The organism is Cedecea sp. FDAARGOS_727, from assembly GCF_012273235.1.
Classification (GTDB): domain Bacteria; phylum Pseudomonadota; class Gammaproteobacteria; order Enterobacterales; family Enterobacteriaceae; genus Cedecea; species Cedecea davisae.
The window spans coordinates 254,770-269,441 of record NZ_CP050966.1; the positions used below are offsets into that span (position 1 = coordinate 254,770).

General features: G+C 55.5%; 12 protein-coding genes. 5 read left to right on the forward strand and 7 right to left on the reverse strand.

The window, feature by feature from the left end:
• The first annotated feature begins 21 nt into the window (after positions 1–21).
• The 4 genes from fabA (at position 22) to FOC35_RS01325 (ending at position 4,781) form a co-directional block, all read left to right on the forward strand.
• Positions 22–540, forward strand: a complete 519-nt coding sequence (fabA, locus tag FOC35_RS01310) for a bifunctional 3-hydroxydecanoyl-ACP dehydratase/trans-2-decenoyl-ACP isomerase (RefSeq protein WP_016535664.1) — start codon at positions 22–24, stop codon at positions 538–540.
• Between the two features lie 232 nt (positions 541–772).
• Entirely contained in the window at positions 773–1,861 is a 1,089-nt protein-coding gene (locus FOC35_RS01315) for an ABC transporter substrate-binding protein (RefSeq protein ID WP_172567921.1), read from the forward strand.
• An 87-nt stretch (positions 1,862–1,948) separates the two neighbouring features.
• Entirely contained in the window at positions 1,949–3,718 is a 1,770-nt protein-coding gene (locus tag FOC35_RS01320; protein WP_172567922.1) for an iron ABC transporter permease, read from the forward strand.
• Positions 3,711–4,781 (forward strand): ABC transporter ATP-binding protein, encoded by a 1,071-nt coding sequence (locus tag FOC35_RS01325; protein ID WP_016535661.1) that lies wholly within the window; start codon positions 3,711–3,713, stop codon positions 4,779–4,781. Before FOC35_RS01320 ends, FOC35_RS01325 begins: the two co-directional genes overlap by 8 nt.
• Positions 4,782–4,850: 69 nt before the next feature.
• Here FOC35_RS01325 and rmf read toward each other — a convergent pair whose 3' ends face one another.
• From rmf to rlmKL, 6 genes are all read right to left on the reverse strand, one after another.
• Positions 4,851–5,018, reverse strand: coding sequence for a ribosome modulation factor (gene rmf / locus FOC35_RS01330; RefSeq protein WP_008461244.1), 168 nt, complete (start codon positions 5,016–5,018; stop codon positions 4,851–4,853).
• Positions 5,019–5,278: 260 nt separating this feature from the next.
• The gene (gene pqiC / locus FOC35_RS01335; protein ID WP_016535659.1) at positions 5,279–5,845 is read right to left on the reverse strand and encodes a membrane integrity-associated transporter subunit PqiC; all 567 of its coding nucleotides are present in this window, start codon (positions 5,843–5,845) and stop codon (positions 5,279–5,281) included.
• A complete protein-coding gene (pqiB, locus tag FOC35_RS01340; protein WP_172567923.1) occupies positions 5,842–7,482 on the reverse strand; it encodes an intermembrane transport protein PqiB in 1,641 nt (546 codons plus the stop codon). Before pqiB ends, pqiC begins: the two co-directional genes overlap by 4 nt.
• Positions 7,472–8,740, reverse strand: a complete 1,269-nt coding sequence (gene pqiA / locus FOC35_RS01345; protein ID WP_172567924.1) for a membrane integrity-associated transporter subunit PqiA — start codon at positions 8,738–8,740, stop codon at positions 7,472–7,474. Before pqiA ends, pqiB begins: the two co-directional genes overlap by 11 nt.
• A gap of 16 nt (positions 8,741–8,756) precedes the next feature.
• Positions 8,757–10,664 (reverse strand): ABC transporter ATP-binding protein, encoded by a 1,908-nt coding sequence (locus FOC35_RS01350; protein ID WP_172567925.1) that lies wholly within the window; start codon positions 10,662–10,664, stop codon positions 8,757–8,759.
• Positions 10,665–10,669: 5 nt separating this feature from the next.
• Positions 10,670–12,793: a bifunctional 23S rRNA (guanine(2069)-N(7))-methyltransferase RlmK/23S rRNA (guanine(2445)-N(2))-methyltransferase RlmL gene (gene rlmKL, locus FOC35_RS01355; protein ID WP_016535655.1), complete on the reverse strand. Its 2,124-nt coding sequence runs from the start codon at positions 12,791–12,793 to the stop codon at positions 10,670–10,672.
• A 103-nt stretch (positions 12,794–12,896) separates the two neighbouring features.
• On the opposite strand from rlmKL, the gene FOC35_RS01360 reads away from it, so the two are divergent.
• Entirely contained in the window at positions 12,897–14,012 is a 1,116-nt protein-coding gene (locus FOC35_RS01360; protein ID WP_172567926.1) for a YcbX family protein, read from the forward strand.
• On the opposite strand, the gene zapC is transcribed toward FOC35_RS01360, so the two are convergent.
• Positions 14,009–14,551, reverse strand: coding sequence for a cell division protein ZapC (gene zapC, locus FOC35_RS01365; RefSeq protein ID WP_016535653.1), 543 nt, complete (start codon positions 14,549–14,551; stop codon positions 14,009–14,011). The genes FOC35_RS01360 and zapC overlap by 4 nt on opposite strands.
• Between the last annotated feature and the right edge of the window lie 121 nt (positions 14,552–14,672).

A 14,672-nucleotide genomic window follows, 5' to 3' on the forward strand; every position in this document is an offset into this window, starting at 1 on the left:
ATAAAAAGGCTTACTGTAGACATGGTAGATAAACGCGAATCCTATACGAAAGAAGATCTTCTTGCCTCAGGGCGTGGCGAACTGTTTGGCGCTGAAGGCCCACGGTTACCCGCACCTCCTATGCTGATGATGGACCGCGTGGTCAAGATGACCGAAGACGGCGGTAACTTCGATAAAGGTTACGTTGAAGCAGAATTAGATATCACCCCTGATCTCTGGTTCTTTGCTTGCCACTTTATTGGCGATCCGGTAATGCCTGGCTGTCTGGGCCTGGACGCAATGTGGCAGCTGGTTGGTTTCTACCTGGGCTGGCTCGGCGGCGAAGGCAAAGGCCGTGCGCTGGGCGTGGGCGAGGTCAAACTGGCGGGGCAAATCCTGCCAACGGCAAAAAAAGTCAGTTATCGTATTCATTTTAAGCGCGTTATCAATCGTCGCCTGATCATGGGCATGGCCGATGGCGAAGTACTGGTTGATGGCCGCGTGATTTACACCGCCACCGACATGAAAGTGGGTCTGTTTAAAGACACTACCGCTTTCTAATACGATTTCATTAAGCTTTACCGATAAGGCATCCATTGTCATCAATGGGTGCTTTTTTTGTTTTTGCCGAACGCCAATCCGCGAACTTCCTCCGTGGTTTTTATGGTGTTAATTGCTTAAACAACGTTCGAAATCACAAATCGTAAAGATAAAAAACGCCCCCTCTTGTCTGGCAAAGGTTATACGCTATGTTGATTTTTAGTTTCTCAAATGTAACTAGAGGTTAACAATAATGTCGAATAAGTTACGCATCTCTTTAATCGCTTCTACCGTGCTGCTCTCTACCTCTGCGCTTTCTGCCGTGCCTCAGGGTTACCCGGCCGAATATCAAAAAATCATCGACGCCGCGACCAAAGAAGGCAAAGTGGTGCTCTACTCCACCACCGATACCAAAACCGCCGCACCGCTTATCCAGGGGTTCGAAGCGGCTTACCCGGGCATTAAGGTAGAATATAACGATATGAACAGCACCGAGCTGTACAACCGTTATATCAGCGAGCAGGCGGCGGGCGGTACCAGCGGCGACGTGGTCTGGAGCTCTTCGATGGATACCGCGCTCAAGCTTGCCACCGACTACGCTCAGGAATACAAATCTCCCGAGCAGGGCCAGTTGCCTAAATGGGCGGTGTGGAAAGACAAAGCCTACGGCACGACATACGAGCCGGTTATCTTTATCTACAACAAACGCCTGATCCCGGCTAATGAAGTTCCGGACAGCCACGCGGCGCTGGCTAAGCTTATCGCCAGCCAGCCGGAAAAGTTCAGCAAAAAAGTCACCACTTACGATATCGAAAAATCTGGCCTCGGTTTTATGCTCTCGGTGCAGGACTATAAGGCCGATCCGAACTACTTCAAGACCCTGGCAGACGTTGCTAAAGGTGGTCTGGCGGTCCAGTCTTCCACCGGTACGATGATGGAGCGAGTCTCCTCCGGTGAAAACCTTATCGGCTTCAACATCCTCGGCTCCTACGCCGAAGCCCGCGCCAAAACGGACGCCTCGCTGGGTATTGCTTATCCCAAAGACTACACGCTGGTGCTTTCCCGCGTCTCCTTCATCAGCGAACAGGCTAAAAACGGCAACGCCGCCAGGCTGTGGATAGACTATGTGCTGTCTGAGAAAGGGCAGAACATCCTCGCCAACCAGGCGGATATTCCGTCTATCCGCAATGACGTGGAAGGCGACAACGATATTGACGGCTTGACCAAAAAGCTGGGCAACGCGCTGAAACCTATGCCGGTTGATGAAACCCTGCTCGAATACCTGCAGCAGAAAAAACGCCTCGATTACATCAAGCAATGGCGCGAAGCCGCCGCCAAATAACCCCTGCATGAGGCGCTTCTTCGGGAGTGCCTCCTATTACTCCAACGCGCTACGTTATTCAGGCTTACTGACCTGAGGGATAGTTACATGGATGCATTTCGCAGAAAGTGGCAGAGCCTGCCGCGCGGCATTGTGGTGCTGATAACTGCGCTGGTTATCTATATTCCGCTGTCGTTTATCGTTATACAAAGCTTCCTCTCCGCGCCGTTTTTCTCGCCGTCAAAAGAGTGGAGTCTTGAGTCCTTTGCTTTCATCTTTAACGACCCTGACTTCTATAAGGCGCTGAAGAGCGGCTTTATTCTGGCATTCGGGCTGGTAGTCATCGCTATTCCGCTGGGTGGGATCCTGGCCTTTTTGATGGTGCGTACCGACCTGCCTGGCAGGCGCATCATTGAGCCGTTGATTCTGGTGCCCATCTTTGTTTCGCCTATGGTTCTCGGCTTTGGCTATGTTGTGGCCGCCGGGCCGGTGGGCTTCTTCTCTCTGTGGGCGCAGTCGCTGATTGGTTTTGTACCGTGGAATATCTACGACATGTCCAGCATCGTGGTGATTGCCGGGCTGACCCACGTTCCGCACGCCTATCTCTATATATCTTCGGCGCTGCGCAGCGTTGGCTCAGATGTCGAAGAAGCGGCCCGTACCGCCGGAGCCTCCCCTCTTCAGGTGATGACCGCCGTCAGCCTGCCGATGGTGCGCCCGGCGATGCTGTATGCCACGGTGTTGCTGTTTTTCCTCGGCCTGGAAGTGTTTGGCCTGATGCTGGTCCTGGGTGACCCTGAAGGCAACATGGTGCTGGCAACTTATCTCTACCAGCTGACCAATAAACTTGGGACGCCGTCTTATCATCTGATGGCGGCGGTAGCCGTGGTGCTGATTTGCATCACTATCCCGCTGGTAATGCTCCAGCGCCGTCTTATGCGCACCGCCAACCGGTTTGTCACCGTCAAAGGCAAAGCCTCTCAGGCTCGCGCCCTGCCGCTGGGTAAATGGCGCTGGGTTGCCGGAGCGGTTGTCGCCTTCTGGCTGACCGTAACCATCGGCGTGCCGCTAATTGGCGTGGTGCTGCGCGCCTTTATTTCCAACTGGGGCGTTGGCGTTTCGCTGTGGGACGAGCTTTCGCTGAATACCTTCCGCACCATCTGGGAGCAGCCGAATCTGCTGCGCGCTATCGTTAACTCAATGGCTATCGGCGTTATCGGCGGCGCGCTGGCGGTAGCTTGTTATCTGTTTATCGGCATCGCGATGCACCGCAAGCCGGATAACGTAACCCGCTTCCTCGACTACAGCGTACTGGTGCCGCGCGCCGTACCGGGCCTGCTGGCCGGTCTTGCTTTCCTGTGGGTGTTTTTGTTCCTGCCGATGTGGCTCGACAATGCGCTGAAATCCGGCTGGCTTTCCGGCATGCCGTGGTCGCAGTGGCTGCGTGACAACCTGATTGTCTGGCTACGCTCTCTGCGCAGCACCATTTTCAGCGTCTGGCTCGCCTACACCGTAGTGTGGATGGCCTACGGGCTGCGGCTTATCTCCTCAACGCTATTACAAGTTGGGCCGGAGCTGGAAGAGGCCGCGCGCAGTACCGGAGCCACGCGCGGGCAAATTACCCGCCACGTCACCATCCCGCTGTCGCGATACGGCCTGATCGGCTCATGGCTGCTGATGTTCCTGATTTTCGAGCGCGAGTATTCCACCGGCGTATACCTGCTCTCTCCGGGCACCGAAACCATCGGTTCCATGCTGGTCTCGCTCTGGGCGGCTGGCGCGATTGATATCGTCGCCGCGCTCTCGTTTATTAATATTCTGCTTGTGGTGTTAGGGCTGGGCATTGCCCTTCGTTTTGGAGTGAAATTACATGATTGAGTTATCGGTCGAGAACCTGCACTTAACCTACGGCGATAATCCGGTGCTGAAAGGCGTTTCTATGGAGCTAAAACGCGGCGAAGTCGTATCGCTGCTTGGCCCTTCGGGAAGCGGTAAAACCACGCTGCTGCGCGCCGTTGCCGGGCTGGAAAAACCGAGCCAGGGCGCTATTGTTATCGGCAAAAATAACGTTTTTGACGGCGCTACTCGCAAAGAGATCCCGGCGGAAGAGCGTAATCTGGGGCTGGTATTTCAGTCCTACGCGCTGTGGCCGCATAAAACGGTGTTTGAGAACGTTGCCTATCCGCTGAAACTGCGCAAAGTGGCGGCGGCGGAAATCAACCAGCGGGTTCAGGCGGTGCTGGACCAGCTGGGCCTGGGTCATCTCGGCAAACGCCACCCTTACCAGCTCTCCGGCGGCCAGCAGCAGCGGGTAGCCATCGGGCGGGCATTGGTCTATAACCCCCCTGTTATTCTGCTTGATGAGCCGCTCTCCAACCTTGATGCCAAGCTGCGCGAAGAGGCCAGAGTGTTCCTGCGCGAATTGATTATCAAGCTGGGGCTGTCGGCGCTAATGGTCACCCACGACCAGAATGAGGCGATGGCGATTTCCGACCGCATCCTGCTGCTGAACAACGGCAAAATAGAGCAGCAGGGTACGCCGCAGGAGATGTACGGCTCGCCAAAAACGCTGTTTACCGCCGAGTTTATGGGCAGTAATAATCGGCTGAACGGCAAAGTGACTGAAGTTCGAGACGGTAAAGCCCGCATAGAAGGCAGCGGCTGGGCTTTGTGGGGGCTGGCAGGTGAAGGCGTCGAAGCCGGGCAGGAAGGCACGGCCGTAATACGAGTCGAACAGGTGCGTCTGGTGGAACAGCCGGGTGATAACGGCATGAAGCTGCCGCTGTTGACCAGCATGTACCTTGGCGACCGCTGGGAGTATCTGTTCCGCACCGCGGGCGATGACTTTGTTGTGCGTGCCTATGGCAGCGAGATACGTGAAGCTCGCGAATATGGCTTGTCTCTGCCCGAGCAGCACGTTTGGGTCTTTCCTAAACTCTGATGGTTTACATACCGCTAAAAAGGCGAAACCTCCGCGCTGCGGAGGTTTCTTTTTCTAAAGAGACAGTGATTACGCAGTAACCGCCCTGTCTTCCATGGCTTCTCGCCAGCCTCCCATCCAATAGGACCTCTGATTCAGAGTCTGATATGGACAAATCTCTTTTGAGCGTCCGGCGATGCCTGCTTGATAACCACGTTGATGTGCCCGTTCCAGGCGATCTCGTTTTTGTCTCTTCATGCCTCGTTTCCCTCATTACATTGTCTGGTGGAAAAGAAAACAGTGATTACAAAATGTGCAACCACAGATAAGGGATAACGTGAAATCAGCCGACCGTCAATGCGCAAAATTCACGCCAATGTCATATTCACGCGCTATTCTGATTATCTTTTCGGCAAAAAAAGAGCCTTGTGGTTTGCTAACAGGTTCACAGAAAAAGAAAAGCTGCGAGCGCCTTTCGGCGAAAATCGCAGCTTTTTTTGTACTATTAATTTTACCTATTAATTAAGGCGTGTGATCTGCGAAGCGATGCTTTGCGCCTCCTGCTGCCAGGCCTGCGCCAGCGTTTTCACCATCGAGTCGTAACCGTCAGCCTGCTGCTTTAGCTCAATATGGAACGGACGCTTAATTATCTCGCCCTGACGTTTCACCAGCCACTCACCGCTAACAATCACCTTCCCGTCATAGCGACCATGGAAGCCGGTAACGTTGACGCTAAGCGCCTGCTGGTCGTTGCCCAGAGGCTGGGATGCAACCACCCAGCCCGGCAGCGCGCTGCTCAGGTTGCTGACCAGCGTATTGCGCAGCTGCTGGTCAAGCGGGCTGGCCCACAGGTTGTTGGTGGCAATAACGTACTGAACGTCGGTGGTTTGATAAACCACGCCGGTGCCGGCGAGGAAGTCAGGCACCGAGACCTGATCGACCCACAACAAATGTGTTCCCGGCTGGCTCACCGCCTGCATTGCAGGCTGCGAGGTTTGCGGCAGTTGGTACCAGGTTTTGCCATTATCGCTGCCGCTACAGGCGGAAAGCGTGATGACGGCTGCCAGCGTTAGCCACTTTTTCATGGTTGTGCCCTCTTCGGCTGCGGATCCTTTTTATCCTTCGCTTCAAATATCAACGAGTTGCTCTTATCGTTCAGCGTGCGTAACACCGGCTGGAGTTCGCGCAGCACCTGATCGAAGCGCTGCATATCCGCCACCATCTTGTTATAAGCCGCTGAACCCGGCTGGAAGCCCTGCATGCTGCGATTCAGCTCGCGCAGCGTTTTTTGCATATCTTCCGGCAGCTGCTGCATCGACTGGCTGGCGGTAATCTTGTTCAGATTATCCAGCGTCTGCTGTAGATGACGCATGGTGCGCTGGCTTTCGCCAAGCGTATTGGTCGCCTGCTCCAGCATCGGCGTAATCGGCAGATTGTTGATTTTATCCAGCGTTTCCAGCAGTTTTTGCTGAATTTGCGCCAGGCCACCGCTCATCGTCGGGATCACCGGATAGCCGCTTACGCTCAGTATTTCAGTCACCTTCTTCTCGTTCGGATAGAAGTCGAGATCGATATACAGCGCGCCGGTCACCAGGTTGCCGGTTTTCATTGAGGCACGAAGCCCGCGCTGAATCAGCGCCTTCAGGTTAGACGGGATATCCGCCTCGTTGCCCACCATATTTTTCAGGCGTTCGGGTTCAATGCGGATAAGCACCGGAATACGGAAGTCGTCGTTCAGCTTCTGGCGCATGCTCTCGTTAAAGAACGGCACCTGAGCCACCGTGCCAAGACGAATACCGCGGAACTCAACGGGCGCGCCCGGCTGCAGGCCGCGAATCGAATCTTTAAAGAACATCAGGTAATCGATGTGGTCGGTATACAGCGAATCCTGAATACTTTTCTGATCGTCAAACAGCTTAAAGTCGGTACCCGGCTCAACCGGCTTGCCCCACTCCCAGCCTTCCGGCACATCAAAGCTCACGCCGCCGCTAAACAGCGTAGTGAGGGAGCCCATTTCAACCCGCATCCCCTGGGAAGACATGTCCACGGCAATGCCGCTGTCTTTCCAGAACCGCACGTTGCTGGTAATAAGCTTATCGTTGGGCGCGCCGATAAACAGCTGATAGGTAATGGCGCGTTTATTGGTGTCAAAGGTGCTGGTTTCTACCGACCCCACGCGATAACCCCGGAACAGTACCGGGTCTCCCGGCGTGAGCTGGCCGGCTTTTTTGCTGTCCAGCGTGATGCGTATGCCTTTGGCATCAGGCGGAGCCAGCGGCGGCGCATCAAGCAAGTCATAGCGCTCCGGCTGGTCGCCTTTACTGCCCGGCTGTAGCTCGATGTATGCCCCCGACAGCAGCGTCCCCAGCCCGGAGATACCTTCGCGGCCAACCTGCGGCTTCACTACCCAAAACACGGAATCGTTATGCAGCAGCTTTTCCATGCCGGAATTGAGACGCGCCTTAATTTCAACATGATGCAGGTCATCGGTCAGCTGCGCGCTTTCCACCACGCCAACATCAACACTTCGGCTCTTGATGGTAGTCTTACCGCCTTCAATACCTTCTGCATTAGCGGTTATCAGGGTCACTTCCGGCCCCTGATGGCTATAGTGATAAAACAAGATCCAGGCGCCGATCAGCGCCGTTACGATGGGAAAGATCCAAACCGGCGACCAGTTTTTTACCTTCTGTACCTTCGCCTCGCCGCTTTTATTTTCCATGCTCGGAAGACTCCTCATCAGTTACATCGTCTGCTCGATCCCAGGACAAGCGAGGGTCAAAGGTCATCGCCGCAAACATCGTCAAAATAACCACCAAAGCAAACATTAACGCCCCTAAAGCCGGGTAGATATTCATCAGCCCGCCCATCCGCACCAGGGCGGAAAGCACGGCAATCACGAATACGTCAATCATCGACCAGCGGCCAACAAATTCCACTACTTCATAAATCAGGTGCATACGCTCGCTGTCGCGTTTTCCATGCCCCTTTGCGTCCCAGCATAACCAGGCGATGGCGATCATTTTCAGCGTCGGCACCATGATACTGGCGATAAAAATCACCAGCGCTACCGGGTAAGACCCTTCACTCCAGAGCAGGATAACCCCCGCCAGAATAGTGGACGGATATTTGCTGCCCAGCATCTCCGTTATCATTATCGGCAGTATATTCGCCGGTAGATAGAGCATGATCGAGGTTATCAGCAGCGCCAGGGTCCACTGCAGGCTGTGCCTGCGGCGCACGTGGCCGTGAGTACCGCAGCGGGGGCAAACCAGCGTGTCTGCGTCAACAATCGCCGTACAACAAGAGCAGGAGCGTAGCCCCTGCCGTATGCCTGATACACCCACTTTTAGCGGCTTATGCACCGGCGGCATGGGGGCAATGTCGTCCCACAGCCAGCGCCTGTCCACGCACTGAAAAGCCCGCAACTGCAAAATACAAAACAGGCACCAGGGAATAAAGCTGCTGCCAACGCCAATATCGCCGTAGGCCATCAGCTTCACGAAGCTGACCAGCACGCCCGCGAGGAATATTTCAGCCATGCCCCAGCTTTTCAGCTGGAACAGCACTCTGGCGAGGCCGCGTTTTACCCCGGAAGGCAGCTTCGCCCGGTTGACCAACAGCAGAATGGTCACCAGGCAAAAAGCCGGTACCGCCTGAACAAAGAGAAGAAAGAAGGTGCCGAGGCTGGCGTAATCTTCAGAAAACATAACGCCGGGGATTTGCATCAGCGTCACTTCGCTGCTGATGCCAGCGACCTTCATATTAATGAAGGGGAACAGGTTGGCCAGCAGCAGCATAAACAGCCCGGCCAGGGCATACGCCGTTGGCCGCTGACGCGGTAAATACCACTGCGTGACCAAGGGTGTGCCGCAGCGCGGGCAGGAGGCCTTATGACCATCCTGCAGCTCCGGCAACGCCACCAGCAAATCACATTGTCGACACAAAATATGCGAGCGATGGTGGTGTGTGGCACACATCGTAACTCTCCTTAGATTACGAACCGTTTTTCAGCGCTTCGAGATACTCCCAGCGTTCAAAGGCTTCTTCAAGCGCCTGCTCCGCTGCGGCCATGTCGGCCAGCACTTTTTGCGTGGCGTCGTGCGGCTGGTTAAAGAAATCGGCATCACCGACCTGGGCCTGTAACACGCCCAGCGCGGCCTCAAGTTCCTCAAGCCGTTGAGGCAGCTGCTCTAATTCACGCTGCAAGTTATAGCTTAGTTTGCTATTGGCACGTTTAACAGGTTCTGCTTTTTGCTGCTCGCCCTTCTCGGCTTTTGCCGCAGCCGCCTGGCGCAGCGGTTGAGCAGAGCCCTGCTGGCCCTTCGCGTCATGGTAGCCGCCAACGTAGCGCCCCACTCTGCCCTGGCCTTCAAAAATCCAGCACTCGGTGACCGTGTTATCAACGAACTGACGGTCGTGACTGACCAGCATGACCGTGCCCTGGTAGCCGTCGATAAGCTCTTCCAGCAGTTCCAGGGTTTCGACATCCAGGTCGTTGGTCGGTTCATCGAGGATAAGCAGGTTGCTTGGTTTTAAGAACAAGCGCGCCAGCAGCAGGCGGTTACGCTCCCCGCCGGAAAGCGCACGCACCGGCGTCATGGCGCGTTTAGGGTGGAACAGGAAGTCCTGCAGGTAGCCCAGCACGTGGCGTGGCTTACCGTTAACCATCACTTCCTGCTTGCCTTCCGCCAGGTTATCCATCACGGTGCGGTCAGGATCAAGCTCGGCACGGTGCTGGTCGAAGTAGGCCACTTCCAGCTTGGTGCCGCAGTGTACTCGGCCGCTGTCGGCCTGCAGCTGGCTGAGCATCAGTTTCAGCAGGGTTGTTTTACCGCAGCCGTTTGACCCCACCAGCGCAATTTTGTCGCCGCGCTGAACCTGGGCGGAGAAATCACGAACCAGCGTTTTACCGGCAACCTGGTAGTTAACGTCTTCCATCTCGAAGACGATTTTGCCCGAGCGGCTCGCCTCTTCAACCTGCATCTTCGCGCTGCCCAGCACTTCACGCCGTTCACCGCGTTCACGGCGCATCGCCTTCAGCGCGCGAACGCGGCCTTCGTTACGGGTACGACGGGCTTTAATACCCTGGCGGATCCACACTTCTTCCTGCGCCAGCTTGCGGTCAAACTCGGCGTTTTGTAACTCTTCCACGCGCAGCGCTTCTTCCTTCGCCAGCAGATACTGATCGTAATCGCCAGGGTAAGAGACCAGCTTGCCGCGATCCAGATCGACAATACGGGTCGCCATATTGCGGATAAAGGAACGGTCGTGGGAGATAAAGATAATGCTGCCCTGGAACTCTTTCAGGAAGCCTTCCAGCCAGTCGATAGTTTCGATATCGAGGTGGTTAGTTGGTTCGTCGAGCAGCAGCACGCGTGGAGAACTAACCAGCGCGCGGCCCAGCGCCGCTTTACGCAGCCAGCCGCCGGAAAGCGCGGACAGTTCGGTATCCGCTTCCAGGCCAAGCTGTTCGAGCACTTCGTTAATCCGGCTGTCGAGCTGCCAGAGCCCCTGATGATCCAGGATCTCCTGAATGCGAGCCATCTCGTTAAGATTTTTGTCGCTCGGATCGGTCATCACTTTATGTGAGATGTCGTGGTAGGCCTTCAGATATTCAGCCTGCTCTTCTACGCCTTCGGCCACAAAGTCATACACCGTGCCCGCAACATTACGCGGCGGGTCTTGTTGCAGACGAGCGACAATAAGATCCTGCTCGTAAACCATGCGGCCATCGTCCAGCGGCAGCTCGCGGTTAAGGATCTTCATCAGCGTTGATTTGCCCGCGCCGTTACGGCCAACCAGACAGACGCGTTCGTTTTCTTCGATGTGTAATTCGGTGTTATCTAACAGCGGCGCGTCGCTAAACGACAGCCATGCGCCGTGCATACTAATTAATGACATAACTATTAATCCCGGGATTCGTGAGTAACTAACCAGCAGTTGTGGATCTGACGGTTGCGTGCAAAGTCCTGCGACTGGGTTTTTTGAGTAATTTCCTGCGCAACCATGCCAAGCTCTGCCAGCCCGGCGAAGTCCATTTTGAAGCCACGTTTGTTATTGGAGAACATGATAGTACCGCCGCGACGCAGCAGGCGCTTCAGATCTTTCATCAGCGCAATATGGTCACGCTGCACGTCAAAAGAATCTTCCATACGCTTGGAGTTCGAGAAGGTCGGCGGGTCGATAAAGATCAGATCAAACTGTTCGTCGCTATCGCGCAGCCAGCCCAGGCAATCCGCCTGAACCAGGCGATGTGCGCGGCCCGTTAAGCCGTTAAGGCGCAGGTTACGCTCCGCCCATTCCAGATAGGTGCGGGACATATCAACGGTCGTTGTGCTGCGAGCGCCGCCAAGCCCGGCGTGTACCGTTGCGCTGCCGGTGTAGGCGAACAGGTTCAGGAAGTCTTTCCCTTTGCTCATCTGGCCCAGCATACGGCGGGCGATACGGTGGTCGAGGAACAGGCCGGTATCGAGGTAGTCGGTGAGGTTAACCCACAGACGTGCGTCATATTCGCTCACCTCCATGAAATCGCCTTTCTCGTCCATTTTCTGGTACTGATTTTTCCCCTTCTGGCGTTCACGGGTTTTCAGCACCAGCCGGTTGGTTGGCAATTCCAGCACCGCGAGAGTCGCGGCAATAACGTCGAACAGGCGCTGGCGCGCTTTGTTCGGATCGATGGTTTTTGGTGGAGCATACTCCTGAACCACAACCCAGTCGCCGTAGCGGTCCACGGCAACGTTGTAGTCCGGCAAATCACCGTCGTACAGGCGGTAGCACTCAATCCCTTCCTGACGCGCCCACTTGTCCAGCTTCTTAACGTTCTTGCGCAGGCGGTTGGCGTAGTCTTCGGCAATCTGGCCGCCGCCCGCCGCCGTACCCGCCGGGTTAGCCGCCAGCTGATAGTTTTTCTGTACGCAATCCAGCGGGCCGTTTTTCGCTTTGAACTGGCGGTCAGCACGCAGCTGAAGGCAGCTTAACAGCTCCGGCGAGGCGCTAAACAGGGACAGGTTCCAGCCGCCAAACTGGGTTTTCATATGGCGACCAAGCAGGCTGTGCAGCGCAATCAGAGCCGGTTCACTTTCCAGACGCTCGCCGTAAGGAGGGTTACTGACAACCGTACCCACCGGGCCTTCCGGCAGCGGGTTGCTGAGCTTCGCCACGTCTTTTACGTCAAAAGTAATAATATCGGCAAGGCCTGCACGACGGGCGTTAGCCCTGGCACGTTCAATCACGCGGCTGTCGTTATCCGAACCATAGAAGCGGGACTGATATTCGCTCAGGCCGCGGCGAGCGCGAACCTGCGCTTCGGTCACAACCTCTTTCCACACGTCCACTTCATGTTTTGCCCAGCCGAGGAAACCCCAGCGTTTGCGGTGCAGGCCCGGGGCGCGATCGGTGGCGATCATAGCGCCTTCGATCAGCAGCGTGCCGGAGCCGCACATCGGATCGAGCAGTGGAGTACCCGGCTGCCAGCCGGAGCGCAGCACGATGGCCGACGCGAGGGTTTCTTTGATTGGCGCAGCGCCGGTAGCGTCACGGTAGCCGCGCTGGTGCAGACCTTCGCCGCTGAGATCCAGCGCAATACTTGCGGTTTCTTTATTAAGCCAGACGTTAATACGCAGGTCTGGCTGCTCGCGGTCAACATCAGGGCGCGGCAGATTTTTGCGGGTAAAGGAGTCAACAATTGCATCCTTAACCTTGAGCGCGCCGTACTGGCTGTTGCGGATGGTGTCGTTCAGGCCGCTAAAGTGAACGGCAAAGGTCGCGTTTGGCCCAAACAGCGCCGGCCAGTCAATCGCCATTACGCCGAGGTAAAGGTCGAGATCGCTGTAGACTTTGCACTCGCTAAGCGGCAGCAGAATACGCGAAGCCAGACGGCTCCACATCAGGCTTTGATAGAGTAGACGAGTATCCCCCTGGTAATGTACGCCGCCCTGAACCACCTGGCAGCCCTGGGCGCCAAGATTTTCCAGTTCAGTTTTTAACAGCTCTTCAAGCCCACGCGCCGTACTGGCAAACAGAGAATTCATATCGTCACTTATCAGGTAAAAAGAAAATTGTGGCGCATTATAGCTAATCCGGCACGCATGTCATAAAGTTGCCCCTCTTAATTTACTTCCCACGGAGGGCACCGTGATTACTTTGTCTCAACTCTTTATTCATCCGGTAAAATCAATGCGCGGAATGGCGCTCTCCTACGCGAATGCAACCGCCACCGGCCTGGCATTCGACCGCATTTTTATGCTTACCGAACTTGATGGCACCTTTATTACAGCCCGCCAGCATCCGCAGATGGTGCTGTTCACTCCCGCGTTTACCCACGACGGCCTTTATCTGTCAGCGCCGGACGGCAGCTCGGCCAGTATACGCTTCGCCGATTTCTCTGCGGAGCCTGCGGCAACCGAAGTTTGGGGAACGCATTTTACCGCGCTTATCGCCCCCGACGAGATTAACCAGTGGCTGAGCGGCTTTTTCTCGCGCCAGGTTCAGCTGCGCTGGGTTGGGGAGTCGCCAACTCGTCGGGTCAAACGCCATGAAGAGGTTCCGCTGTCGTTTGCCGACGGTTTTCCGTATCTGCTGACCAACGAAGCTTCGCTGCGGGATTTGCAAAACCGCTGCCCTGCCAGCGTACAAATGATCCAGTTCCGCCCTAACCTGGTAGTGACCGGCGCACCGGCATGGGCCGAGGATACCTGGAAAGTGGTGCGCATCGGCGGCGTCATCTTCGACGTTATCAGGCCCTGTAGCCGCTGTATCTTTACCACCGTTAGCCCGGAGCGTGGCCGCAAACACCCAAGCGGCGAACCGCTGAAAACCCTGCAAAACTTCCGCACCGCGCAGGATAACAGTGGCGCGGTAGATTTTGGCCAGAATTTAATTGCCCGCAATAGCGGTATCGTGCGCGTGGGCGACGAGCTGGAAGTACTCGCCAATAAACCTGCTAACGTTTATGGTCCGGGCGAAGTTGTCGAAAACCTTGAGCCGGTGAGCCAGCCAGCAAGCAGCGTCACCATTGACTGGGCCGGGCAAAGCTTCCAGGGGAATAATCAGCAAATCCTGCTGGAACAGCTGGAAGGCCAGGGTATTCGCGTGCCTTATTCCTGCCGGGCCGGGATCTGCGGCAACTGCCGCATTCGTCTGGTGGACGGCGAAGTAAAAGCTTTAAAGAAAGGATCGATCGGCACAGACGGTACGATCCTGTGCTGTAGCTGCGTACCTGCGGGGAATGTTAGCGTAGCGCCGCGTTAAACGGCCTGATCGAGGCTGAGGTTACCTGAGATCGGCTGCGGCCTGAGCCGATCGTTCATCACTTTGATCGCATCGCCCAACTGCATCGTACGCCCCGCCAGTATTAATCCTGGCTGCGCAAGCAGGCAAAGCGCGGCGTTATCGCCGGTTTCAACCACCAGCAGATTCACCTGCTGCATATCTTCGCTAATCCAGACGCAGGCGCCGTCGCCCGTCATCGGCTGCCAGCATTCGCCGTGGGAGACAAAGTGCCAGCTTTTTGGCATTTGCGGTTTCAGGAAACGGATCGCTACCAGCGCGTTCAGCACCAGTTCGGCGCGCTGTTCATTCTCCAGCGCTAAATCACGACATTTTTCTTCAAACGAGAAATAAAGCGCCGCATCGTCAACACAAAATCCTGTGTTTTCAAAGGCATCGGGAGTCAACATTTTACGAGGGAAACGCGAACGGAACAGCATTCCATTGGCCAAATCGAGCATCATTCGATCGTGCTCTTCATCGAAATACCAACGCCAATTATCGTCCGGTTTTATCCGCATATTGCTTACCCTTCATTTATCCCGCATCTGAATTGCCACTCAAATTCTCACCATATTAATAAAAGACCAATATGTTTAAATTAGCAACAGTAGCGGAATATAAAACAACCAGAGCCGAAAA